The organism is Pseudomonas sp. Marseille-Q7302, from assembly GCF_965111925.1.
The window spans coordinates 934,900-956,696 of sequence record NZ_CBCOPK010000001.1; the positions used below are offsets into that span (position 1 = coordinate 934,900).

The 21,797-nt window shown below is 65.2% G+C and carries 20 protein-coding genes; 12 read left to right on the top strand and 8 right to left on the bottom strand.

Annotation, left to right across the window (positions count from 1 at the left end; all coding sequences use genetic code 11):
* Positions 1–9: 9 nt before the first annotated feature.
* Both ACWPW1_RS04415 and yjiA read left to right on the top strand, forming a co-directional pair.
* Positions 10–213, top strand: a complete 204-nt coding sequence (locus ACWPW1_RS04415; protein ID WP_454252430.1) for a YbdD/YjiX family protein — start codon at positions 10–12, stop codon at positions 211–213.
* A 57-nt stretch (positions 214–270) separates the two neighbouring features.
* Positions 271–1,263: a GTPase gene (gene yjiA / locus ACWPW1_RS04420; RefSeq protein WP_059313616.1), complete on the top strand. Its 993-nt coding sequence runs from the start codon at positions 271–273 to the stop codon at positions 1,261–1,263.
* Between the two features lie 3 nt (positions 1,264–1,266).
* On the opposite strand, the gene ACWPW1_RS04425 is transcribed toward yjiA, so the two are convergent.
* A complete protein-coding gene (locus ACWPW1_RS04425) occupies positions 1,267–1,725 on the bottom strand; it encodes a DciA family protein (RefSeq protein WP_434775792.1) in 459 nt (152 codons plus the stop codon).
* 234 nt (positions 1,726–1,959) lie between these two features.
* On the opposite strand from ACWPW1_RS04425, the gene secA reads away from it, so the two are divergent.
* The 4 genes from secA to ACWPW1_RS04445 all read left to right on the top strand — a co-directional run bounded on the left by secA (position 1,960) and on the right by ACWPW1_RS04445 (position 7,784).
* Positions 1,960–4,701 carry a preprotein translocase subunit SecA gene (gene secA, locus ACWPW1_RS04430; protein ID WP_059313618.1) on the top strand — a complete coding sequence of 914 codons (2,742 nt, stop codon included), beginning with the start codon at positions 1,960–1,962 and terminating at the stop codon, positions 4,699–4,701.
* A gap of 185 nt (positions 4,702–4,886) precedes the next feature.
* Positions 4,887–6,104 carry a bifunctional glutamate N-acetyltransferase/amino-acid acetyltransferase ArgJ gene (argJ, locus tag ACWPW1_RS04435; RefSeq protein WP_434775793.1) on the top strand — a complete coding sequence of 406 codons (1,218 nt, stop codon included), beginning with the start codon at positions 4,887–4,889 and terminating at the stop codon, positions 6,102–6,104.
* 85 nt (positions 6,105–6,189) lie between these two features.
* Complete coding sequence (locus ACWPW1_RS04440; RefSeq protein ID WP_434775794.1) at positions 6,190–6,828, top strand: glutathione S-transferase N-terminal domain-containing protein; 639 nt, start codon at positions 6,190–6,192, stop codon at positions 6,826–6,828.
* Positions 6,825–7,784, top strand: a complete 960-nt coding sequence (locus ACWPW1_RS04445) for a Nudix family hydrolase (RefSeq protein WP_454252431.1) — start codon at positions 6,825–6,827, stop codon at positions 7,782–7,784. Before ACWPW1_RS04440 ends, ACWPW1_RS04445 begins: the two co-directional genes overlap by 4 nt.
* Positions 7,785–8,036: 252 nt before the next feature.
* On the opposite strand, the gene ACWPW1_RS04450 is transcribed toward ACWPW1_RS04445, so the two are convergent.
* Genes ACWPW1_RS04450 through ACWPW1_RS04460 form a run of 3 tightly spaced genes read right to left on the bottom strand, consistent with a single transcriptional unit; the run spans position 8,037 to position 10,572 of the window.
* Complete coding sequence (locus ACWPW1_RS04450; RefSeq protein ID WP_434775796.1) at positions 8,037–9,086, bottom strand: oxidoreductase; 1,050 nt, start codon at positions 9,084–9,086, stop codon at positions 8,037–8,039.
* 15 nt (positions 9,087–9,101) lie between these two features.
* Entirely contained in the window at positions 9,102–10,265 is a 1,164-nt protein-coding gene (locus tag ACWPW1_RS04455) for an MFS transporter (protein WP_454252432.1), read from the bottom strand.
* A 16-nt stretch (positions 10,266–10,281) separates the two neighbouring features.
* On the bottom strand, positions 10,282–10,572 hold the full coding sequence (locus ACWPW1_RS04460) for an ArsR/SmtB family transcription factor (RefSeq protein ID WP_059313624.1): 291 nt from the start codon (positions 10,570–10,572) through the stop codon (positions 10,282–10,284).
* Between the two features lie 218 nt (positions 10,573–10,790).
* Between ACWPW1_RS04460 and ACWPW1_RS04465 the strand changes: the two genes are divergently transcribed.
* From ACWPW1_RS04465 to ACWPW1_RS04480, 4 genes are all read left to right on the top strand, one after another.
* On the top strand, positions 10,791–11,486 hold the full coding sequence (locus tag ACWPW1_RS04465; protein WP_271653926.1) for an OmpA family protein: 696 nt from the start codon (positions 10,791–10,793) through the stop codon (positions 11,484–11,486).
* Positions 11,487–11,735: 249 nt separating this feature from the next.
* Positions 11,736–13,874, top strand: a complete 2,139-nt coding sequence (locus ACWPW1_RS04470) for a putative bifunctional diguanylate cyclase/phosphodiesterase (protein ID WP_174523124.1) — start codon at positions 11,736–11,738, stop codon at positions 13,872–13,874.
* Between the two features lie 181 nt (positions 13,875–14,055).
* Positions 14,056–15,210 (top strand): phospholipase D-like domain-containing protein, encoded by a 1,155-nt coding sequence (locus ACWPW1_RS04475; protein ID WP_454252433.1) that lies wholly within the window; start codon positions 14,056–14,058, stop codon positions 15,208–15,210.
* Between the two features lie 148 nt (positions 15,211–15,358).
* Positions 15,359–16,570: an acyltransferase family protein gene (locus tag ACWPW1_RS04480; RefSeq protein WP_454253897.1), complete on the top strand. Its 1,212-nt coding sequence runs from the start codon at positions 15,359–15,361 to the stop codon at positions 16,568–16,570.
* Between the two features lie 17 nt (positions 16,571–16,587).
* Here ACWPW1_RS04480 and ACWPW1_RS04485 read toward each other — a convergent pair whose 3' ends face one another.
* Together ACWPW1_RS04485 and ACWPW1_RS04490 are read right to left on the bottom strand one after the other, a co-directional pair.
* On the bottom strand, positions 16,588–16,956 hold the full coding sequence (locus tag ACWPW1_RS04485) for a putative quinol monooxygenase (RefSeq protein WP_059313629.1): 369 nt from the start codon (positions 16,954–16,956) through the stop codon (positions 16,588–16,590).
* A 74-nt stretch (positions 16,957–17,030) separates the two neighbouring features.
* Entirely contained in the window at positions 17,031–17,432 is a 402-nt protein-coding gene (locus ACWPW1_RS04490; protein WP_271653930.1) for a ketosteroid isomerase-related protein, read from the bottom strand.
* Between the two features lie 105 nt (positions 17,433–17,537).
* On the opposite strand from ACWPW1_RS04490, the gene ACWPW1_RS04495 reads away from it, so the two are divergent.
* Both ACWPW1_RS04495 and ACWPW1_RS04500 read left to right on the top strand, forming a co-directional pair.
* On the top strand, positions 17,538–18,125 hold the full coding sequence (locus ACWPW1_RS04495) for a GNAT family N-acetyltransferase (protein ID WP_313647391.1): 588 nt from the start codon (positions 17,538–17,540) through the stop codon (positions 18,123–18,125).
* Positions 18,122–19,006, top strand: coding sequence for a carbon-nitrogen hydrolase family protein (locus ACWPW1_RS04500; RefSeq protein ID WP_434775800.1), 885 nt, complete (start codon positions 18,122–18,124; stop codon positions 19,004–19,006). Before ACWPW1_RS04495 ends, ACWPW1_RS04500 begins: the two co-directional genes overlap by 4 nt.
* A gap of 45 nt (positions 19,007–19,051) precedes the next feature.
* Here the strand turns inward: ACWPW1_RS04500 and ACWPW1_RS04505 are convergent, their stop codons facing one another.
* Together ACWPW1_RS04505 and ACWPW1_RS04510 are read right to left on the bottom strand one after the other, a co-directional pair.
* Positions 19,052–20,572 (bottom strand): fumarate hydratase, encoded by a 1,521-nt coding sequence (locus ACWPW1_RS04505; RefSeq protein WP_454252434.1) that lies wholly within the window; start codon positions 20,570–20,572, stop codon positions 19,052–19,054.
* A 230-nt stretch (positions 20,573–20,802) separates the two neighbouring features.
* The gene (locus tag ACWPW1_RS04510; protein ID WP_271653934.1) at positions 20,803–21,777 is read right to left on the bottom strand and encodes a 2-hydroxyacid dehydrogenase; all 975 of its coding nucleotides are present in this window, start codon (positions 21,775–21,777) and stop codon (positions 20,803–20,805) included.
* Positions 21,778–21,797 lie beyond the last annotated feature (20 nt).

Sequence of the window (21,797 nt, forward strand, 5' to 3'; positions counted from 1 at the left end):
AGCACTCTCATGTTCAATGACCTGGGTCGCATGGGCAAATACCTCGGGCAGGCCGCCAAGATGCTGGTGGGCATGCCCGACTACGACACCTATGTCGAGCACATGCGTGGCAAGCATCCTGATCAGCCGGTGATTAGCTACGAAGCCTTCTTCCGCGAACGCCAGGAAGCGCGCTACGGTGGCGGCAAGTCCGGCGCCATCCGCTGCTGCTGACCATGGGTCACCCAAGGCCGGGCTCCATGCCCGGCCTCTTTCTGTCTGGAGTTTTCCATGCGTGAACCTATTCCCGTCACCGTCCTGACCGGCTTTCTCGGTGCCGGCAAGACCACCCTGCTCAAGCACATCCTGCAGGCCGAGCACGGTCTCAAGATCGCCGTGATCGAAAACGAATTCAGTGCCCTGGACGTCGATGGCGAACTGCTCGAAGACGCCGGCGCGGTACAACTGATGAAGGTGGCCAACGGCTGTGTCTGTTGCACCGGCAGCAAGGACCTGGCCTATGCCCTGACCGTGCTGCTGGAGCGGCTGGACAGCGGAGAGCTGGATTTCGAGCGTCTGGTGGTGGAGTGCACGGGCCTCGCCGATCCCGGTCCGGTGGCCCAGACCTTCTTCACCGACGACCTCTTGCGCGAACGCTACCTGCTCGACGGGGTACTCACCCTGGTGGACGCCGTCCATGCCAGCGAGCAACTGAGCGATCCGCTGTTGCAGGCGCAGATCGGGTTCGCCGATCGCCTGCTGCTGACCAAGCTCGACCTGGCCGAACCGGCGGCCGTCGAGGCGCTGGAGAACCGCCTGCAGCGCATCAACCGCCGCGCGCCGATCCGCCATGTCGATCATGGCCGGATCGAGTTGGCCGAGCTGCTGGATATCCGCGGCTTCAACCTGCACGACGAAGACCTGGCGCCGCCCACGCTGTTCCGGCCGCTGCGACCGGTGTCGGAAGCCGTCAGTCTTACCGAGCGCATCCAGTCCATTGCCATCCGTGAGGCGCGCCCCTACGACCAGGACAAGATCGGCAAGGTCATGGAGATGCTGCTCGATACCCTCGGCTGCGACCTGCTGCGCTACAAAGGGCTGCTGAACATCGCCGGCGAGGATCGCCGCCTGCTATTCCAGGGCGTACAGCAGATCTATGCCGCCGACTGGGAGCGTGACTGGCTGGCGGACGAGGAGCGCGAGAGTCGCGTCGTGCTGATCGGCATGGATCTGCCGGAAGACCGCATCCGCGCGGCCTTCGACCGGGCGGTGGCCAAGGGGTAAGGCCTATTCCGCAGGCTGGCCGGTACGACTGGCCAGCCGCTCCAGGGCGGCCTTGAGCTTGGGATCGCGGATCCCGGCCGCGACCTCGCGCAGGCTGTCGGCGCCCACCTGGCTGACCTGCCGCACGGGGCGAGCCCGGGTGGCGACGCCAGGACTCGGCTGCATCTTGAACTGCACCCGCATGAGGCCGGCGAACTCCGGCGCCTGTTGCAAAAGCCGGAGCAGGCGGCGCTGCTGATAGCGCAGTCGCGTCGCCCAGTGGGCGTCGTTGACCACCAGCAACAGGGTGCCCTCGCGCCAGCTGGCCACCCGGCAGTGGGGGCGAGCGGCCGGTTGCAACTGCTCTTCCAGCAACTGTTGCAGACGCCCCAGTCGCTCGGCCTCGCGAAACAGCGCCTTGAGCGGTTTGGCCTGGCGCAGCAGGGCAGCGGGAGCGATGGCAGGAAGCGGGCGAAAGGCCATGCGCAGGACTCGCGATGGGCGAAGAGAGGACGCCGATGGTAACAGATCGCTCTGGCGTCCTGGCGGCTGGTGCCCCGTCGTTCTTTCCTCATCGGCATTTCCGAGTAGAATGCCCGATTACCATTGCGGGACACCGCGGGCTTCAACCCCCGCGCCTAGGCGTCTGGCCAGGCTCTGTAGAGGCCTTGCCGCCCGTTTCGCTCCTCTCATTCCAGCGGAAGAATTCCAGTCGATATGTTTGCGCCTTTGTTGAAGAAATTCTTTGGAAGCAAGAACGAACGAGATGTCAAACGCCTAGGCAAGGTCGTGGTGGCCACCAATGCGTTCGAATCCCAGATTGCCTCCTTGAGCGACGAGCAACTGCGCGCCAAGACCGAGGAATTCAAGCAGCGCGTAGCCAAGGGCGAGTCCCTCGATGCGCTGATGCCCGAAGCCTTCGCCGTGGTCCGCGAGGCGGGCAAGCGCGTCATGGGCATGCGCCACTTCGATGTCCAGCTGATCGGCGGTGCCGCGCTGCACGAAGGCAAGATCGCCGAGATGCGTACCGGTGAGGGCAAGACCCTGGTGGGAACCCTGCCGGTCTACCTCAACGCGCTGTCCGGCAAGGGCGTACACGTGGTCACGGTGAACGACTACCTGGCCCGCCGCGACGCCAACTGGATGCGGCCGCTGTATGAATTCCTCGGGCTGTCGGTGGGCATCATCCTGCCGTTCCAGCCGCCGGAAGAGAAACGTGCCGCCTACGCCTCGGACATCACCTACGGCACCAACAACGAGTTCGGCTTCGACTACCTGCGCGACAACATGGCCTTCAGCATGGCCGAGAAGTACCAGCGCGAGCTGAACTTTGCGGTGGTCGACGAGGTGGACTCCATCCTCATCGACGAAGCCCGGACCCCGCTGATCATCTCCGGCCAGGCCGAAGACAGCTCCGAGCTCTATCAGAAGATCAACCTGCTGATTCCGCGCCTGCAACAGCACATCGAGGAAGAGGAAGGCAATCCGACCCAGGTCGGTCACTACACCATCGATGAAAAGACCCGCCAGGTGGAAATCACCGAGCTGGGTCACCAGTTCATCGAGGAAATGCTCACCGAAACCGGTCTGCTGGCCGAAGGCGAGAGCCTCTACTCCGCGCACAACCTGGGCCTCCTGACCCACGTGTTCGCTGGCCTGCGTGCCCACACCCTGTTCCATCGCAACGTCGAGTACATCGTCCAGCAGGACCAGGTGCTGCTGATCGACGAGCACACCGGCCGTACCATGCCGGGCCGCCGTCTTTCCGAAGGCCTGCACCAGGCCATCGAGGCCAAGGAAGGACTGCCGATCCAGCCCGAGAGCCAGACCCTGGCCTCGACCACCTTCCAGAACTACTTCCGCCTCTACAACAAGCTCGGTGGCATGACCGGCACCGCCGATACCGAGGCCTTCGAGTTCCGCCAGATCTACAACCTCGACGTGCTGGTGATCCCGACCCACCGCGAGGTCGCCCGTAAGGACTTCAACGACCTGGTCTACCTGACCCAAGCGGAGAAGTACCAGGCGATCATCGAGGACGTGAAGCAGTGCCAGGCCGAAGGCCGTCCGGTGCTGGTGGGTACCGCCTCCATCGAGAGCTCCGAGTACGTCGACCAGCTGCTGACCCAGGCCGGCATCGAGCACAAGGTGCTCAACGCCAAGTACCACGAGCGCGAAGCCGAGATCATCGCCCAGGCCGGTCGTCCGGGCGCCGTGACCATCGCCACCAACATGGCCGGTCGCGGTACCGACATCCTGCTCGGCGGCAACTGGGAAGTCGAAGTCGCGGCCCTGGAAAATCCCACCGAGGAGCAGATCGCCGCGATCAAGGCCGCCTGGCAGGCACGTCACAAGCAGGTCATCGATGCTGGCGGCCTGCACGTGATCGCCTCCGAGCGCCACGAATCCCGCCGGATCGACAACCAGCTGCGTGGCCGTGCCGGTCGCCAGGGCGACCCGGGTTCCAGCCGCTTCTACCTGTCGCTGGAAGACAGCCTGATGCGCATCTTCGCCTCCGACCGGGTGAAGAATTTCATGAAGGCCCTGGGGATGCAGGGCGGCGAGGCCATCGAGCATCGCATGGTCACCAACGCCATCGAAAAGGCGCAGCGCAAGGTCGAAGGCCGCAACTTCGATATCCGCAAGCAGCTGCTGGAATACGATGACGTGGCCAACGAGCAGCGCAAGGTGATCTATCACATGCGCGACACCCTGCTGGCCAACGAAGACGTCGGCGACACCATCAAGGGCTTCCGCGAGGAAACCCTGACCCAGGTGATCAACGAGCATATCCCGCCGCAGTCGTTGCCCGAGCAGTGGGACGTGCCCGGTCTGGAAGCCGAGATCTACAGTGTCTTCGGCCTGCAACTGCCCATCGGTCAGTGGCTGGACGAGGATGACAAGCTGTACGAGGACACCCTGCGGGTGAAAATCCTCGACCAGCTCGAAGCCGCCTACCTGGAAAAGGAAGACATGGCCGGTCGCGAGGCCCTGCGCAACTTCGAGAAGCAGATGCTGCTGCGGGTGGTCGACGACCTCTGGAAGGACCACCTCACCACCATGGATCACCTGCGTCACGGCATCCATCTGCGCGGCTACGCTCAGAAGAACCCCAAGCAGGAATACAAGCGCGAGTCCTTCAACCTGTTCCAGGAGCTGTTGGAAAGCATCAAGCGCGACACCATTCGCGTGCTGTCCCACGTTCAGGTCCGCCGCGAAGATCCGGCCGAGGAAGAGGAGCGCATGCGCCGCGAGGCCGAGGCCCTGGCCGAGCGCATGGAGTTCCAGCATGCCGAGGCGCCTTCGCTGGTCGACCCCGAGGTGATCGAGGACGAGCAGGGCGAGGACACCGTGGTGCCCTTGCAGCCCCAGCGCAACGATCAGAAGATCGGGCGCAACGAGCCGTGCCCCTGTGGGTCCGGCAAGAAGTACAAGCAGTGCCACGGCAAACTCGACTAAGGTTTTGCCGAAACGGCCGAGGCGACGGCAACCTGTCGGCATAGCCGCCGACAGGTTGTAAACTCTCGCTAGGCTGTCTGCGCCCCTTGCCCAGGCTGGGCGAAGCGGGTGCTGGAATCCCGATTTCCACGCCGCGACCGGTTTTCCGCTCGCGGCGTTTCCTTTTCTTCCACTGGAGTTTTCCCATGGCTGTCGGTCTCGGTCCGCTCTCCACGCTGCACCCGGTTCCCGGTTTCGAACTCGGTATCGCCTCCGCCGGCATCAAGCGTCCCGGGCGCAAGGATGTGGTGGTGATGCGTTGCGCCGAAGGCTCCAGCGTGGCCGGTGTCTTCACCCTCAATGCCTTCTGCGCGGCGCCGGTGATCATCGCCCGGCAGCGTTTCACCGGTCCGGTACGCTATCTGCTGACCAACACCGGCAATGCCAACGCCGGTACCGGTCAGCCTGGCCTGACCGCGGCCGAACGCACCACCAAGACCCTGGCGACCCTGGCCAGCGTGGGCGAGGAGGCGGTACTGCCGTTCTCCACCGGCGTGATTGGCGAGCCGCTGCCCGTGGAGAAGATCGAAGCCGCGCTGCCGGCCGCCCTGGCCGATCTGGCCGAGGACAACTGGGCCGCCGCCGCCAGCGGCATCATGACTACCGATACCCTGCCCAAGGGCGCCAGTCGGCAGTTCCAGGTGGACGGCACCACCGTCACCGTGACCGGCATCAGCAAGGGCGCCGGCATGATCAGGCCGAACATGGCCACTATGCTCGGCTACGTGGCTACCGACGCCAAGGTCGCGCGGGGCCTGTTGCAGGACCTGCTGGCCGATGCCGCCAACCGCTCCTTCAACCGCATTACCATCGACGGCGACACCTCCACCAACGACTGCTGCATGCTGGTGGCTACCGGTCGCGCGGCCATGGCGGAAATCGCCCAGCCCAGCGGTGAAGCCTTCGAGCAGCTGCGCGACGCGGTCTTCTCGGTGTTCGCCGAACTGGCCCAGGCCATCGTGCGCGATGGCGAGGGTGCCACCAAGTTCGTCACCGTGCAGGTCAATGGCGGTGCCAACGCCCAGGAATGCCTGGACGTCGGCTATGCCGTCGCCCATTCGCCGCTGATCAAGACCGCGCTGTTCGCCTCCGATCCCAATTGGGGCCGCATCCTGGCCGCCGTTGGCCGGGCTGGAGTGCCGAGCCTCGACGTCAGCCTGATCGACGTCTTCCTCGGGGATGTCCAGATCTGCCAGCAGGGCGGTCGTGCGGCCACCTACACCGAAGCGCAGGGCGCGCGGGTCATGGGCCAGGCGGAGATCGAGATCCGTATCGAGTTGGGCCGTGGCAGCCATGCCGAGACCATCTGGACCACCGACCTGTCCCACGACTATGTGAAGATCAACGCCGAGTACCGTACCTGACGGCTACCCGGCGCTTCGGCGTCCGCCGTCTGGCGGGCGCCTGCGCGCGGTCCGCCGGGGCCGCATCGTTCCGAGGAATTCCCGCATGTCCCAGCTGCAACTCGTGATCGGCAACAAGAATTTCTCCTCCTGGTCGCTACGGGCCTGGCTGGCCATGGAGCTCAGTGGTGCTGCCTATGAAGAGCTGCCGGTTCCGCTCTATGCGCCCAACAGCCGCGCCTTGCTCAAGGCCCAGTCGCCGACCGGCAAGGTGCCCGTGCTCAAGCTGGAAGAGGGCACCATCTGGGACTCCCTGGCCATCGTCGAGTATCTCGCCGAGACCTATCCCGACGCCGGGCTATGGCCCGTGGATACCCTGGCGCGCGCCCATGCCCGAGCCCTGTGCGCCGAGATGCACAGTGGCTTCCTCGCCCTGCGCCGCGAGCTGCCCATGGACCTGCGTCGTCGGCAGCGGCTGAAGTCCACCACGGCCGAGGCGGTGGAAGATATCCAGCGCATCCAGCGCCTGTGGCGCGAATGCCGCGAGCGCTATGGCCAGCAGGGCCCCTATCTGTTTGGTACGCCGACCATCGCCGATGCCTTCTATGCGCCGGTGGCGAGTCGTTTCCATAGCTACGGGGTGGAGCTGTCGGCCGAAGCGGCCGCCTATGTCGAAACCATCTACGCCTGGCCGGCCTTTCAGCGCTGGCTGGCGGAGGCAGAAACGGAGGAGCAGAGCGCATGACTCGTCTGCATGTCGTCGCGGCGGTGATCCGCGATCCCCAGGGGCGGATCCTTATCGCCCAGCGCCCGGCACACAAGCACCAGGGTGGACTCTGGGAGTTTCCGGGAGGCAAGGTCGAGGCTGGTGAAGCTCCGGCCGTGGCGCTCGAGCGCGAGCTGGCCGAGGAGCTGGGCATCAGGGTGACAGCGGCCCGCCCGCTGTTGCAGGTCCGCCACGACTATCCCGACCAGGCGGTGCTGCTGGACGTCTGGCAGGTGGATGCCTTCACCGGCGAGGCCCATGGCGCCGAGGGCCAGCCGCTGGCCTGGGTCGCCCCGCGCGCGCTGCTCGACTATGACTTTCCCGCGGCCAACCGGCCCATCGTCCAGGCCGCGCGCCTACCGGAGCGCTACCTTATCACCCCCGGCGAGTTGACCACCGCGGAATTGCTCAATGGCCTGCACCGGGCGCTGGACAGTGGCATCCGCCTGGTCCAGCTGCGTACGCCGGACAACTTCGATCCCCAGTACCGCGACCTGGCTGGCGACGTCCAGGGGCTCTGCACCGGTCGCGCCCAGCTGATGCTCAAGGGTCCGCTGGAATGGCTGGGGGATTTCCCCGCCGCCGGCTGGCACCTGACCGCCGAACAGTTGCGCCGCTATGCGCCCAATGGCCGACCCTTTCCGGAACAGCGCCTGCTGGCAGCTTCCTGCCACGACGCCGAAGAGCTGGCCCTGGCCCAGCAGATGGGCGTGGATTTCGTCACCCTGTCGCCGGTGATGTCTACCACCAGCCATCCCGGCGCTCCGACCCTGGGCTGGGTCAAGGCCCAGCAACTGCTGGCCGACTGCAATCTGCCAGCCTATCTGTTGGGTGGTCTCGGCGAGGATGACCTCAGCGGTGCCTGGCAGGCCGGCGCCCAGGGCGTGGCGGCGATCCGGGCGTTCTGGCCCACCCCGGCGCAGGTTGAGCCGTAGGTTGGCGCTGAGCGCAGCGAAGCCCAACACGGTGGCCCGTGCTCGTGGCTGTTGGGCTTCGACGATAGAACCGTCTCAGCCCAACCTACGGTTGATGCCTGGACGTTAGGGGCATCACTGCCATGACGGTCCGCCAATGCGGTCGCTCCTACAGGTTCAGACATCACTGTAGAAGCGGCCCATGGCCGCGATAAACCTGAATCCCCATGAAAAAGCCCGCCAATCGGCGGGCTTTTCCTGTCGGCGGGAAAATTACAACCGCGGATAGTCTATGTAGCCTACCGGACCTTTGCTGTAGAAGGTATCCGGGTGCGGCTCATTGAGCGGGGCATCCTGCTCCAGGCGTTGCGGCAGGTCCGGGTTGGCGATGAAGGGCACGCCGAAAGCCACGGCATCAGCCTTGCCCTCGTCCAGCCAGGCGTTGGCCTGGTCCTTGTCGAACTTCTCGTTGGCGATATAGACGCCGCCGAAGGCTGCCTTGAGCTCCGGGCCGAGGCTGTCGCTGCCCGCCGCTTCGCGGATGCAGATGAAGGCCACCTGGCGCTTGCCCAGTTCGCGGGCCACGTAGCCGAAGGTGGCAGCGGGGTCGCTGTCACCCATGGTGTGCATGTCGCCGCGGGTGGACAGGTGCATGCCGACGCGATCGGCGCCCCAGACGTCGATGCAGGCATCGGTTACCTCCAGCAGCAGCCGGGCACGATTCTCGATGGAGCCGCCGTAGGCATCGTTACGCTGGTTGGTGTCGCTCTGCAGGAACTGGTCGAGCAGGTAGCCATTGGCACCATGAACCTCGACGCCATCGAAGCCGGCGCGCTTGGCGTTTTCGGCGCCACGGCGGTAGGCGGCGACGATACCCGGGATTTCCTCGGTTTCCAGCGCCCGTGGGGTGACGTAGTCACGCTTGGGACGTAGCAGGCTGACGTGGCCCTGGGCGGCGATGGCGCTCGGTGCCACCGGGAGTTCGCCATCGAGGTAGCGGGGATCGGAGATACGGCCAACGTGCCAGAGTTGCAGGACGATACGGCCGCCAGCCTTGTGCACGGCGGTGGTTATGCGCTGCCAGCCGGCCACCTGCGCATCGGACCAGATACCAGGGGTGTCGGGATAGCCCACGCCCATGGGATCCACCGAGGTGGCTTCGGTGATGATCAGGCCCGCCGAGGCGCGTTGCACATAGTATTCGACCATCAGGTCGCCCGGGACCCGGCCTGGCTCGGCACGGCAGCGGGTGAGGGGCGCCATGATGACGCGGTTGGGCAGTTCCAGGGCGCCGATCTTGATCGGCTCGAACAGCTGAGTCATGGCTAGCTCTCTTGATTAGCTGGCGGTCGCCAGGCCGCTCTTGCGGGCCTGGCTGGCAGTCAGCAGGGTGGCGATTAGGGCCAGCAGGGCGAGCCCGCTGGCGGCGAGGGGTACCGCGGTAAGACCCAGGCCGTGATCGATCACCAGGCCGCCGACCCAAGCACCGAGGGCATTGCCCACGTTGAAGGCGCCGATGTTGAGGGTCGAGACCAGGTTTGGTGCGTCCTTGCCGAAGGTGACCACATTGATCTGCAGGGCGGGGACCGCGGCGAAGGCGGCGGCGGCCCAGAGGAAGAGGGTGATTTCGGCCGGCAGGAAGGCATGGCCGGTCCAGCGCAGGGCGGCGGAGGTCAGCGCCAGGGAGATGAAGATGCCCACCAGGCTGGTAGCCAGGCGCCAGTCGGCCAGCCGGCCCCCGATGAAGTTGCCCAGGGTGAGGCCCAGGCCGATCAGCAGCAGGGTACCGGTCACGCCGCGGGGCGAGACGCCGGTGACTTCCTGCAGCAGGGGCGCCACATAGGTGAAGAGGGCGAACATGGAGGCGGCGAAGAACACCGTCATCGACAGCGCCAACCAGAAGCCCAGGCCGCGCAGGGCGAGCAACTCCCGACGCAAATCGGCGCGTGGCTGGTTGCGATCGGCTGGCAGGACCCGCCAGAGGCCGATCAGGGCGACCACGCCGATGGCTGCCACCGCCCAGAAGGTCGAGCGCCAGCCAGCGGCCTGACCCAGGGCGGTGCCCAGGGGCACGCCCAGCACATTGGCCAGGGTCAGGCCGGTGAACATCAGGGCCACCGCCGAAGCGCGGCGATTCTCGGGAACCAGGCTCGCCGCCACGACGGCGCCGATACCAAAGAAGGCGCCGTGGCAGAGGGCGGTGACCACCCGGGCCAGCATCAGCATGTTGTAGCCGCTGGCCACCGCGCAGAGCAGGTTGCCGAAGATGAAGATGCCCATCAGGGCGAGCAGGGCACGCTTGCGCGGCCAGTGGGCGGTGGCCAGGGCCATGAAGGGTGCGCCGACGGCCACGCCCAGGGCATAGCCGGTGACCAGCCAGCCGGCGCTGGGAATGGACACGCCCAGGTCGGCGGCGACGTTGGGCAGGAGCCCCATGATGACGAACTCGGTGGTGCCGATGGCGAAAGCGCTCAGCGCCAGCACGATGAGAGAAGCGGGCATGAAAATTCCTTGCAGACTAGAGGTCGCGGGCGAGGCGTTGCAGGAAGGCCTGGATGGCGGCCTCGTCGCGTTGGTAGAACACCCATTGGCCGATTCGCCGCGTGGTGACCAGCCCGGCCCGGGTCAGCACCGCCAGATGCGCCGACACCGTGGACTGCGACAGCCCGGCTCGGGCCTCAATCTGGCCGGCACAGACGCCCGTGCCCAGGTCGTGTTCCTGATGCGGGAAGTACTGCTGGGGATCACGCAGCCAGCCTAGGATCTGGCGGCGCAAGGGATTGGCCAGGGCTTTGAGGATCTCGTCCATCGCGGTCGTATCGTCATATTGGGTTGTTACGAACCTTAGATCGTAAAAAATCGATGTGCAAGCTATCGATATTTGATTTCTTCAATCGCTTGGTTAGAGCCTTGCTATTGCGATAAGTGTCCGGGCGTACCGCTTCGTTCAGTTGCGATTCAGATCACGCAGCTAGAATTGCAAGGTGCGGCCCTGTCCGCCGCAATGGATTTTCAAGGAGTAAAGACATGGCGCTGCCCACTCGTATGCTTCTCGCCAGCCTGGCCTTGGCCACCCTGGCGGGATGCGCATCCCCCAATCCCTACGAAAACCAGGGTCAGGCCAGCGGTGGCACTTCCAATACCGCCAAGTACGGTGGCCTGGGTGCCCTGGCCGGTGCGGTCGCCGGTGCCGCCATCGATCACAACCATCGGGGCAAGGGCGCGCTGATCGGTGCCGCTGCCGTGGGCGCAGCCGCCGCCGGCTATGGCTACTATGCCGATCGCCAGGAAGCCGAACTGCGTCGGCAGATGGAAAATACCGGTGTCGAGGTGCAGCGCCAGGGCGACGACATCAAGCTGATCATGCCGGGCAACATCACCTTCGCTACCGATTCCGCCGATATCGCCAATAGCTTCTACAAGCCGCTGAACGATCTGGCCAATTCCTTCAAGCAGTTCGATCAGAACAGCATCGAGATTGTCGGCTACACCGACAGCACCGGCAGCCGTGCCCACAACGTCGAGTTGTCCCAGCGGCGGGCGCAAAACGTCGCTGGCTACCTGACCGCTCAGGGCGTGCCCGCGGCCCGGCTGAGCACCCGCGGTGCCGGTCCCGACGCGCCCATCGCCAGCAATGCCACCGCCGATGGTCGCGCGCAGAATCGCCGCGTCGAGGTCAATCTGCGTCCGCTTCCCGGCGCGACTGGCGCCCCCGCCCAGTAGCGACCGCTCGTCGTCCGCGACCCGCAGTTTCCGCGCCCTGGTGAAGGGTTGCGGAAACTGCTTTTTCATTTTGCGCTCTGATAGACGTCGCGAAGGCTTCCTCCTGTCAAATTGCAGGCGGCAGGCGCCTGTCCGGCTGCTACGCTAGTAGGGTTGGAGCGACACATCGCATAACGGACACGAAGGGAAGGGGTAGCCAGCCGCTTATGGCTGCTGCACGGCGGCAGAAGCCGCGGGGAGAAAGGCTTGATGGAGTGCCCGTTGCCGCAGACAGAGCAAGGCCCGGTATTGCTGGTGGTGGACGACCGCCAGGAGAACCTGTTCGCCATGCAGGCTGTGCTGGAGGTCGGAAATTGGCGGGTGATCACGGCTGCCTCGGGTGAGCGCGCCCTGCAATACCTGCTGGACGAAACCGTCGACCTGGTGCTGCTCGACGTCCAGATGCCGATCATGGATGGCTTCGAGGTGGCGCGCATCATGCGCAGCAACCTGCGCACCCGTTTCACCCCGATCATCTTCGTCTCCGCCGAAGCCCACTCCTACGAATCGGTGCTGCGTGGCTATGCCACCGGTGCGGTCGACTACCTGCTCAAGCCGGTCGATCCCAACATCCTCCGGCACAAGGTGCGCTCGCTGCTCGATCACGAGCGCAATCGCCGTGAACTGCTGCAGGCCACCCAGCAGCTGGAGCTGGCCAAGTCCTTCAGCGATTCGCTGCTCGACAATGCCGCCGAGGGTATCCTCACCGTCAACGAACAGGGGCGGGTGACCTTCGCCAATGCCGCCATCGCCCGCATGCTCAGATGCAGCGTCAGCGATCTGGTGCACGCCAACTTTCTCGATTTCCTCGAAGGCGGCAACGGTCTCGACGACTGGCAGACCTCGCCCTTCATGGAGCACTACGACCGCCGCGAGACCTATCGCCTGCACGACGCACGCCTGCGGACTAACCGCGGCGACAGCCTGCCGGTGGCGCTGTCCTGCGCGCCGCTGCCACGCATGCAGCGTGCCATGGTCATCATCGCGCTGGACATGTCGCGCATGCGCGAGCTGCAGGATCAACTGGAATCCCAGGCCGTCACCGATGCCCTGACCGGGCTGCTCAACCGCCGTGGCTTCAACCAGACGCTGGAAGCGGCGCTGGCGCGCAGCGGTCGCAACGGCAAGCGCATGGCCGTGCTCTACATCGACCTCGACGGCTTCAAGCGCATCAACGATTCCCTCGGCCACGAAGCGGGTGACCGGGTGCTGTGCATCGTCGCCGAGCAGCTCAAGAGCTGCATGCGGCCCTACGACATCCTGGCGCGCATGGGTGGCGACGAATTCACCGCCCTGCTCGATTCCCTGGAGCATCCCGAGGATGCCGCCCGGGTCGCCGAGAAGCTGCTGGAGCTGTTGGCCACGGTGCATCGCATCGACGGCATGGAAGTCAGTCTGGGCGCCAGCATCGGCATCGCCAGCTATCCCGATTGTGGCCATACCGTGGACGGCCTGCTGCGCTCGGCCGACATCGCCATGTACGAGGCCAAACGCGGTGGGCGCCAGCAGTACCGCTTCTTCTCGCCGGAAATGAATGGCCGTGCCCGCTCACGACTGATGCTTGAAGAGAGCGTGCGCAATGCCATCGACAACAAGGATTTCGTCCTCGCCTACCAGCCGCAGGTCTATCTGCGCGATGGTCGCCTGCGCGGCTTCGAGGCGCTGCTGCGCTGGGAGCACACGGTGGCCGGCAAGGTCTCGCCCAGCGTCTTCATCCCGCTGCTGGAAGAGACCCGGCTGATCAATCGCATCGGCGACTGGATCTTCCGCGAAGGCGCGACCAAGCTGCAGTCCCTGCAGGAGATCTATGGCGACGAGCTGCTGCTGAGCATCAACCTCAGCCCGGTGCAATTCGGCATGCCGCAACTGGCGGAAAGCCTGCGCCAGATCATCGAGACTCACCATCTGCGGCCCGAGCAGATGGAAATCGAGGTGACCGAGTCGGCGCTGATGCACGACATCGACTACACCCGAGCGCAGCTGTCGCAATTGCGTGCCCTTGGCGTGCGCATCGCGGTGGACGACTTCGGTACCGGCTATTCCTCGCTGGCCTACCTGCGTCACTTCGAGCTGGACACCCTGAAGATCGATCAGCTGTTCATCGCCAACATGCTGGACTCCTCGCGTGATGCTGCGATCGTCAGCACCATCCTCGAACTGGGTCGCAACCTGGATCTGGAAGTCATCGCGGAAGGGGTGGAGACCCTGGAGCAGCGCGACTGGCTGATCGAGCACGGCTGCGAAATCATGCAGGGCTTCCTGGTCTCGCGGCCACTGAGCGCCGAGGTGACCGGACGTTTCCCTCAGCAGGTGGACTGGACCGCGCGGCGACCCGAGCCAACGCTCTAGGATGCGCTGATACCCTGCACCGACCGGTGCCCGTCCATCGGGCCCGGGGGCCTAGCCATGCCCCATCCAGAGCTTGCCGAGGTGCGCCGACCAAGGCCCGGTTAGCCAAACCGCGAACCTCACTGAACGAACCCACGCGCGTGCCTTCTTATGCAATGGCCACAGGCACGGAGTAGGAAGCATGCGGGGCGCCGTCTTTCCATGGCGGGAAAACAACAGGTTCGAATTGCTGGTGGACGGCGGTCGGTTCTTTCCGGCCATGCTCGAATCCATTGCTGGCGCCAGTCGCCAGATCGATGTCGAACTTTATCTGGTGGAAGCCGGGAGCTGCTCCGAACAGCTGCTCGTGGCGCTAACCGAGGCGGCCCGCCGGGGCGTTGCGGTGCGCTGTCTGTTCGATGGCTTCGGCACTCTGCGGATGGACGCCGGCTTGCGCCGTCAGCTGGAAGAAGCGGGCGCCGAACTGCGCCTCTTCAATCCCGTGCGCTTCGGCCACGGCCTGCACAATCTGCACCGCGATCATCGCAAGATCTTCATCATCGACGGTGAAGAAGCCTTTGTCGGTGGCAGCGGCGCGACCGATGACTTCTGGGATCCGGCCAAGAGCGACTGCAACTGGCACGAGGTGATGGTGCGCATCCAGGGGCCGCTGGTGGAAGACTGGCTGACGCTGTTCGAGCGGCAATGGGAGGCGGTCGGTCGCCGCCGCGCCTGGAAGCCGCGTCCGCGCCGTGGCCGCGAACGCCCACCGCCGCCACCGGCCGTCCAGGAAGGGCAGGGCCGGGTGGCCTATGCCGATGCCCGCCAGCACCGCGATATCCTCCAGGCGCTGATTCGTGCCCTGGTAGGGGGCCGCGAGCGCATCTGGTTCGCCACTCCCTATTTCCTGCCGACCTGGCGCGTGCGCTGGGCGTTACGGCGCGCCGCACGCCGCGGCGCCGACGTACGCCTGTTGCTCACCGGCCGGCATACCGACAACCCGCCGGTACGTTTCGCCGGGCAGCGTTACTACCGCAGCCTGTTGCGCGCCGGTGTGCGCATCTACGAATACCAACCCAGGTTCATCCACGCCAAGATGGTGCTGGTGGACAACTGGGTCAGTGTCGGCTCCTGCAATTTCGATCACTGGAATCTGAGATTCAATCTGGAAGCCAACGTCGAAGCGGTCGATCGCGGCCTGAGCCAGGCGGTGGCAGCCAGCTTCGTCAAGGATTTCGCCCAGAGTCGCGAGATCACCCTGGAGTTCTGGCGCAGTCGTCCCTGGTGGCGGCGCGCCCGCGAATGGCTATGGGGCTCGCTGGATCGTTTGGTGATTGGTGTACTGGGGCGCGGTTAGCAGCCCCAGATGTCAGGTGCGGGTAACATAACCGATCCGGTGCGGTAGGCCGGACCCATCGTCCCGCGGACGAGGCCAGACGAGTAACGCCTTAGTGCAGAATTTAGATAAACACCGCTTCATTGGTCTGGAGTGGCTCAGGTTCCTGATGGGTTTCTATGTGGTCGTCTACCACACCATCCATTTCTATCCCGAGCGCAAGACCATTCCCCTGCTGGACGAAATCACCAGCATGGGCTTCTTCGCCACCAGCACCTTCTTCGTGCTCTCCGGTTTTCTGCTCGCCCATGTCTATTGCGGTCGCGGCAGCCTGCGTGAGCCGGCGCGCAGCTTCTGGGTCAAGAGATTCGCCAACCTCTATCCGATCCACATCTTCGCCCTGCTGCTGGCGATGGCGGTGGTGACCTGGATCGGCAACCTCGGCATACCGCCAGGCGCGGCCACGGCCAGCATTCGTTTCGTGGTGTTCGACACCAACGAGCCCCTGGCGCGCACCAACCCCGAGTTGTTCCAGCACTTCATGAGCAATGGCGAGCTGGCCTTCAACGCCGTGTTGCAGCTGTTCATGCTGCAGGCCTGGAATCCCTATTACCTGACCTTCAACGCGCCGCTCTGGTCGATCTCCGCACTGTTCTTCTTTTACCTCACCTTTCCCAAGCTGGCCCCGCGCCTGATGACCAGCGAGCGGCCCTGGCAGCTGTTGCTGCTGGTATGGGTGCTCTACCTGATCCCGCCGCTGCTGGTGATCGCCAACCAGAACTACGGCATGCCCTTCACCGGTCTCCTGCAGCGGGTACCGCTGTTCCGTCTGCCCGAGTTTCTCGCTGGCATCCTTCTGTATGCGATCTTCCGGCGCCAGTACCAGCGCGGCTGGACGCCGTCGGAGCGGCAGCGGGTGCTGTTGGCGAGCTACCTGATCCTGAGTTTCGCCGTGGGGACTGCGCTGTTCACCCATGGACCCAAGTTCTGGTATTTCCTTTTCCACAACGGCCTGTTCCTGCCGTCGCAGCTGATCCTGGTCTACCTGGCCGCCCTGGCGAGGGAGCCTGCCAGTGAACTCATCCGCCATTGGTCGCCCCGGCTGGGGGCGGCGTCACTGTCCATGTTCGCCCTGCATGTACCCCTGTCGGGCATCTACATGACCCTGGAACAGCTGATCGGTGGGAATCTCAAGGCGTGCCTGAGCGGCAATCGCGAGGTCTGCATCGCCGCGGCGGGGGCCTATACCAATTCCATCGTCTGGTATTGGCTGTTCCTGTTTGCGGTAGTGGTGCTTTGCGTACTGTTCCAGGAGCGGCTGGTGGTGCCGACTCGCAAGCGCATCCTCGCGGTGCTACTGCCACGGCTGGCGCCGCAGTAGAAGCCACCTGCGCCAGGCTAGCGGCGAAAACCTTCGGCCATGACGAAGAAGCGGGCGTTCAGCGCCGCCAGCGGCTCGCGTAGCTGCTCCAGCTGATCGGCCGCGCCGAATACCTCGAAGCGTTCCAGCGTCGCGATGGCCTGGGCCTGTTCCAGCAGATCGCCGACATTGTCCAGGTGAGCGAGCAGCGCCTGGGCGTCGCGATAGCCCTCGCGGCAACGCGCCGTGGCGCCGTCGTAGCAGAAGCCGTAGTAGAGGCAGCCGGGTTCGCTCTGGGTGCGCTGCAGCATGGCCTCGCCCAGGCGCTTGAACGCCTCGACCTGATCAGGCTGGATGGCGAAGACGGGGGCCAGGCTGCAGACGGAATCGCTGGGAAGAGTGGGCATGGGAGCTCCAGGGGGCAGGGATCGTCTCCATGCGACCCCTGCGCGCGGACAGTGCTCCCGCCAGCTGACGGACGTCAGCCGCCGACCTGGGCGATCCAGTCGTTGAGGTTGTAGTAGTTGGTGACCCGCGCCACCTTGCCGTCGCGGATCTCGAAGAAGGCACCGGCTGGCAACTGGTAGGTCTGGCCGTTGGCAGCGGGCAGCCCTTCATCGCTGGCCAGGTATTCGCCGTGGACGACGAACTCGGCGGCAGCGCGCCGGCCGTTGGGTTCGCTCATCACGACCAGATCGGTCAGCCGCTCGCGATAGCAGCGATTCATGTGCGCCATGAAGGTGGCGAAGGCGGCCTTGCCCACCTGCCGCTCGCCCTGATTGATGTCGTGGACCACGTCCTCGGTGAGCAGGTCGAGGAAACGCTCCATGTCGCCAGCGTTGAAGGCGGCATAGTAGGCGTCGATGAGATCGGTCGTTGGCATGGCGGCTCCTGTCGTTATGAAAAAAACGGCGTTGCCGACACATGGTAGGGTGCCTGGACAACGCCGACATAGCCATTCACGTCTCCTGCTTAACCAGAAGAGTCCATGGACATCCAACTTCTTCACGGCGCCGCCATCGCTCCGCTGATTCCTGAGCTTGCGGCGCTGCGCATCGCGGTCTTTCGCGAGTTTCCCTACCTCTACGACGGCACCCTGGACTACGAGTCCCGCTATCTGCAGACCTACGCCAAGGCGCCAGACAGCCTCTGCGTGCTGGTCCGCGATGCCGGCCGGGTAGTGGGCGCTGCCACCGCCCTGCCGCTGGTGGACGAGACCCTGGAATTCCAGCAGCCCTTCCTCGCCCATGGTTGGCCACTAGAGCGGATTTACTATTTCGGCGAGTCCCTGCTGCTACCGGCCTACCGCGGCCAGGGACTCGGCCGGCGCTTCTTCGCCGAGCGTGAGGCCCGCGCGCGGCAGCTGGGGCGCTTCGCCTGGTGTGCCTTTTGCGCCGTGCAGCGCCCGGATGACCATCCGCGCCGTCCGGTGGGGTATCGACCCTTGCACGGTCTTTGGCGTGGCGAGGGCTTCGTCGAGCATCCGGAGTTGCTGACCCACTACCTCTGGCAGGATCTCGACGAGACGGCCGAATCGCCCAAGCCCATGACCTTCTGGCTCAAGGAGTTGCCATGATCCGCCTCGCCGCCTGCCAATACGCCATCGACCTGCTGGAGTCCTGGGACGCCTATGTCGCGCACCTGACCGACCTCTGTGAGGAGGCCGCAGCCGAAGGCAGTCAGCTGCTGCTATTGCCCGAATACGCCGGCCTGGTGCTCAGCGGCCAGCTGCCGCCCCACGAGCGTAGCGACCTGCAGGGCTCCATTGCCGGCATCCAGCCACTGATTCCGGCTTGGCGCGACCTCTGTGAAAGCCTAGCGCGCCGGCTGCGGCTGTATCTGTTGCCCGGTTCGCTTCCCGTCCTCGATAGCGACGGCCAATACCGCAATCGCGCCTGGCTGTTCGGTCCCGAGGGCTGCCTGGGCCATCAGGACAAGCTGATGATGACCCGCTTCGAGCGGGAAGAGTGGAACATCTCCAGCGGCCGCGAAGGCTTGCGAGTATTCGATACGGCCCTCGGGCGTCTTGGCATCCTGATCTGCTACGACAGCGAATTTCCGCTGCTGGCCCGCCACCTGGCCGAAGCGGGGGCTGATCTGCTCCTGGTGCCGAGTTGCACCGATACCGTCGCCGGTTTTCATCGGGTACGGGTCGGCGCCCAGGCCCGGGCGCTGGAAAATCAGCTGGCGGTGCTGCAGGCGCCGACGGTGGGCTTAGCGCCCTGGTCGCCGGCGCTGGACGAAAACGTCGGCCGCGCCGGACTCTTCGTCCCGCCGGATCGCGGCATGCCGGGCGACGGGGTGGTCGCCCAGAGTAGCGAACTCTGTCCCGCACTCAGTCAGTGGCTGTATGCCGATCTCGATCTGGAGGAGGTGCGACGGGTCAGGTCCCACGGCCAGGTATTCATCCGGCGCGATTGGCCGGACCAGTCGCGGGCATTGCAGCTCCGCCCCTGAATGAAAAAGCCCAGCACTGGGCTGGGCTTTTTCGTCGGGCGGCGCTTAGATCTCGACAGCGAGGCTGTCGGCGATCTTCTTCTGCCACACCTGCGGGCCGGTGATGTGCACCGACTCGCCACGGGTGTCGACGGCCACGGTCACCGGCATGTCCTTCACCTCGAACTCGTAGATGGCTTCCATCCCCAGTTCCGGGAAGGCCAGCACCTGGGAGCCCTTGATGGCCTGGGCCACCAGGTAGGCGGCGCCACCGACGGCCATCAGGTACACCGCCTTGTGGTCCTTGATCGCCTCGATGGCGATGGGGCCGCGTTCGGACTTGCCGATCATGCCCAGCAGACCGGTCTGGTCGAGGATCTGGCGGGTGAACTTGTCCATGCGGGTGGCCGTGGTGGGACCGGCTGGCCCCACCACCTCGTCGCCTACCGGATCGACGGGGCCGACGTAGTAGATGAAGCGGCCCTTGAGGTCCACCGGCAGCGGCTCGCCCTTGTTGAGCATGTCGACCATGCGCTTGTGGGCGGCGTCGCGACCGGTGAGCATCTTGCCGTTGAGCAGGACGGTCTCGCCCGGTTGCCAGCTCTGCACCTCTTCCGGGGTCAGGGTGTCGAGGTCAACGCGACGAGCGCTCGGACCGGCTTCCCAGACGATTTCCGGATAGGCGTCCAGTGGCGGGGCTTCCAGCGCTGCGGGGCCGGAGCCGTCGAGCACGAAGTGGGCGTGGCGGGTGGCGGCGCAGTTGGGGATCATGCACACCGGCAGGGAGGCGGCGTGGGTCGGATAGTCCTTGATCTTGACGTCCAGCACCGTGGTCAGGCCACCCAGGCCCTGGGCGCCGATGCCCAGCTGGTTGACCTTGTCGAAGATCTCCAGGCGCAACTCTTCCAGACGATTCTGCGGGCCGCGGGCCTTCAGCTCATGGATGTCGATCTCGTCCATCAGCGATTCCTTGGCCAGCACCGCGGCCTTCTCGGCGGTGCCGCCGATGCCGATACCCAGCATGCCCGGCGGGCACCAGCCGGCGCCCATGGTCGGCACGGTCTTGAGCACCCAGTCGACGATGGAGTCGGACGGGTTGAGCATGGCCATCTTCGACTTGTTCTCGGAGCCGCCGCCCTTGGCCGCGACATCGATCTCCACGGTGTTGCCGGGGACGATCTGGTAGTGGATCACCGCCGGGGTGTTGTCCTTGGTGTTCCGGCGAGCACCGGCCGGGTCGGCCAGGATCGAGGCGCGCAGGACGTTTTCCGGCAGGTTGTAGGCGCGACGGACGCCTTCGTTGATCATCTCGTCCAGGCCCAGGGTGGCGCCGTCCCAACGCACGTCCATGCCGACCTTGGCGAAGACGGTGACGATGCCGGTGTCCTGGCAGATTGGACGGTGGCCGGTGGCGCACATCCGCGAGTTGATCAAAATCTGGGCGATGGAGTCGCGCGCGGCGGCGGATTCTTCGCGCAGATAGGCCTCGTGCATGGCCTGGATGAAGTCTACGGGGTGGTAATAGGAGATGAACTGCAGGGCGTCGGCAACGCTCTGGATCAGGTCATCCTGCTTGATCACGGTCATGTACGCGCTCCTCTTGGCGGTTTCTTGCGTCTCGGCCACGGGCGGTGGCGAGACGGGCGCGCAATTCGGGTCGCACGGACCGGGCCGCGAAGGGGCCCGATCGGAGGGGTGGCCTGGACACACTGAGAGAGGCCCACCCGGCCGGGCGGCCGACCCGAGAGCGGCGCGGCAGTATAGCCTTTAAGGGGCCGTACGGCACGCCGCCTGGGACGGCAGCGGGCGATCAGCGCTCAGCGGCGCTCCAGAGCCGCCGGATTGACCAGGTCGGTCGGCTGCTTGCCTTCGAGGGCCGCGATCAGGTTGTCCACCGCCCGCTCCGCCATGGCAAAGCGCGTTTCGTGGGTGGCCGAGCCAATGTGCGGCAGGGTCACCACATTGGGCAGCTCGAACAGTGGCGAGGCGTCCAGGGGCTCGCGGGTATAGACATCCAGGCCCGCGCCGCGGATCTGGCCACTGCGTAAGGCCTCGATCAGCGCCGGCTCGTCGATGACCGGGCCGCGCGCCAGATTGATCAGGATGGCGCTGGATTTCATCAGCCCCAATTCGCGTGCACCTATGAGCCCTTCGGTAGCCGCCGACAGAGGCACCACCAGGCAGACGAAGTCGGCCTCGCGGAGCAGGTCGTCCAGCTCGCGGCGCTGGGCATCCATCTGCTCTTCCAGCTCGGGTTTGGCACTATTGGCGGTGTAGAGGATCGGCATGTCGAAGCCGAAATGGCCGCGCTTGGCGATAGCCGCGCCAATGCGGCCGGCGCCGACGATGCCCAGGGTACGGCCATGGATATCGGTGCCGAAGTGCTCTTCACCGATGCCCTTGCGCCAGAGACCGGCCTTGACGAAGGCATCCAGCTCCGGCACCCGCCGGGCGGCGCTCATCAGCAGGGTGAAGCCCAGGTCGGCAGTGGTGTCGGTGAGCACGTCCGGGGTATTGGTGAGCAGGATGCCCCGCTTGGTCAGGTAGTCCACATCGTAGCTGTCGTAGCCAACCGACACGCTGGCGATGGCTTCCAGGGTGGTGGCCATTTCCAGCTCCTTCTCACCCAGCTTGCGGCTGGCACCGATCAGGCCCTGGGCCTTGGCGGCGGAGGCAGCGAAGAGGTCGACGTTGGCACTGAAGGGAATCACCTCGACCGTGAAGTGCTGGCGCAGACGCTCCACCAGCTCTTCGGGCAGGCGGTTGAAGACCATTACGTGCTTCTTGCTCATCGATACCTCGGCGTGTGGAA

Bases quoted from the DNA above. Each gene is read 5' to 3' on its own strand.
- ACWPW1_RS04510 (WP_271653934.1), bottom strand. From the start codon at position 21,777: ATGAGCAAGAAGCACGTAATGGTCTTCAACCGCCTGCCCGAAGAGCTG.
- ACWPW1_RS04425 (WP_434775792.1), bottom strand. From the start codon at position 1,725: ATGGCCTTTCGCCCGCTTCCTGCCATCGCTCCCGCTGCCCTGCTGCGC.
- ACWPW1_RS04460 (WP_059313624.1), bottom strand. From the start codon at position 10,572: ATGGACGAGATCCTCAAAGCCCTGGCCAATCCCTTGCGCCGCCAGATC.
- ACWPW1_RS04475 (WP_454252433.1), top strand. From the start codon at position 14,056: ATGCGGGGCGCCGTCTTTCCATGGCGGGAAAACAACAGGTTCGAATTG.
- argJ (WP_434775793.1), top strand. From the start codon at position 4,887: ATGGCTGTCGGTCTCGGTCCGCTCTCCACGCTGCACCCGGTTCCCGGT.
- ACWPW1_RS04495 (WP_313647391.1), top strand. From the start codon at position 17,538: ATGGACATCCAACTTCTTCACGGCGCCGCCATCGCTCCGCTGATTCCT.
- ACWPW1_RS04445 (WP_454252431.1), top strand. From the start codon at position 6,825: ATGACTCGTCTGCATGTCGTCGCGGCGGTGATCCGCGATCCCCAGGGG.
- ACWPW1_RS04485 (WP_059313629.1), bottom strand. From the start codon at position 16,956: ATGCCCACTCTTCCCAGCGATTCCGTCTGCAGCCTGGCCCCCGTCTTC.
- ACWPW1_RS04480 (WP_454253897.1), top strand. From the start codon at position 15,359: ATGGGTTTCTATGTGGTCGTCTACCACACCATCCATTTCTATCCCGAG.
- ACWPW1_RS04455 (WP_454252432.1), bottom strand. From the start codon at position 10,265: ATGCCCGCTTCTCTCATCGTGCTGGCGCTGAGCGCTTTCGCCATCGGC.
- ACWPW1_RS04505 (WP_454252434.1), bottom strand. From the start codon at position 20,572: ATGACCGTGATCAAGCAGGATGACCTGATCCAGAGCGTTGCCGACGCC.
- secA (WP_059313618.1), top strand. From the start codon at position 1,960: ATGTTTGCGCCTTTGTTGAAGAAATTCTTTGGAAGCAAGAACGAACGA.
- ACWPW1_RS04465 (WP_271653926.1), top strand. From the start codon at position 10,791: ATGGCGCTGCCCACTCGTATGCTTCTCGCCAGCCTGGCCTTGGCCACC.
- ACWPW1_RS04450 (WP_434775796.1), bottom strand. From the start codon at position 9,086: ATGACTCAGCTGTTCGAGCCGATCAAGATCGGCGCCCTGGAACTGCCC.
- ACWPW1_RS04490 (WP_271653930.1), bottom strand. From the start codon at position 17,432: ATGCCAACGACCGATCTCATCGACGCCTACTATGCCGCCTTCAACGCT.
- ACWPW1_RS04470 (WP_174523124.1), top strand. From the start codon at position 11,736: ATGGAGTGCCCGTTGCCGCAGACAGAGCAAGGCCCGGTATTGCTGGTG.
- ACWPW1_RS04500 (WP_434775800.1), top strand. From the start codon at position 18,122: ATGATCCGCCTCGCCGCCTGCCAATACGCCATCGACCTGCTGGAGTCC.
- ACWPW1_RS04415 (WP_454252430.1), top strand. From the start codon at position 10: ATGTTCAATGACCTGGGTCGCATGGGCAAATACCTCGGGCAGGCCGCC.
- ACWPW1_RS04440 (WP_434775794.1), top strand. From the start codon at position 6,190: ATGTCCCAGCTGCAACTCGTGATCGGCAACAAGAATTTCTCCTCCTGG.
- yjiA (WP_059313616.1), top strand. From the start codon at position 271: ATGCGTGAACCTATTCCCGTCACCGTCCTGACCGGCTTTCTCGGTGCC.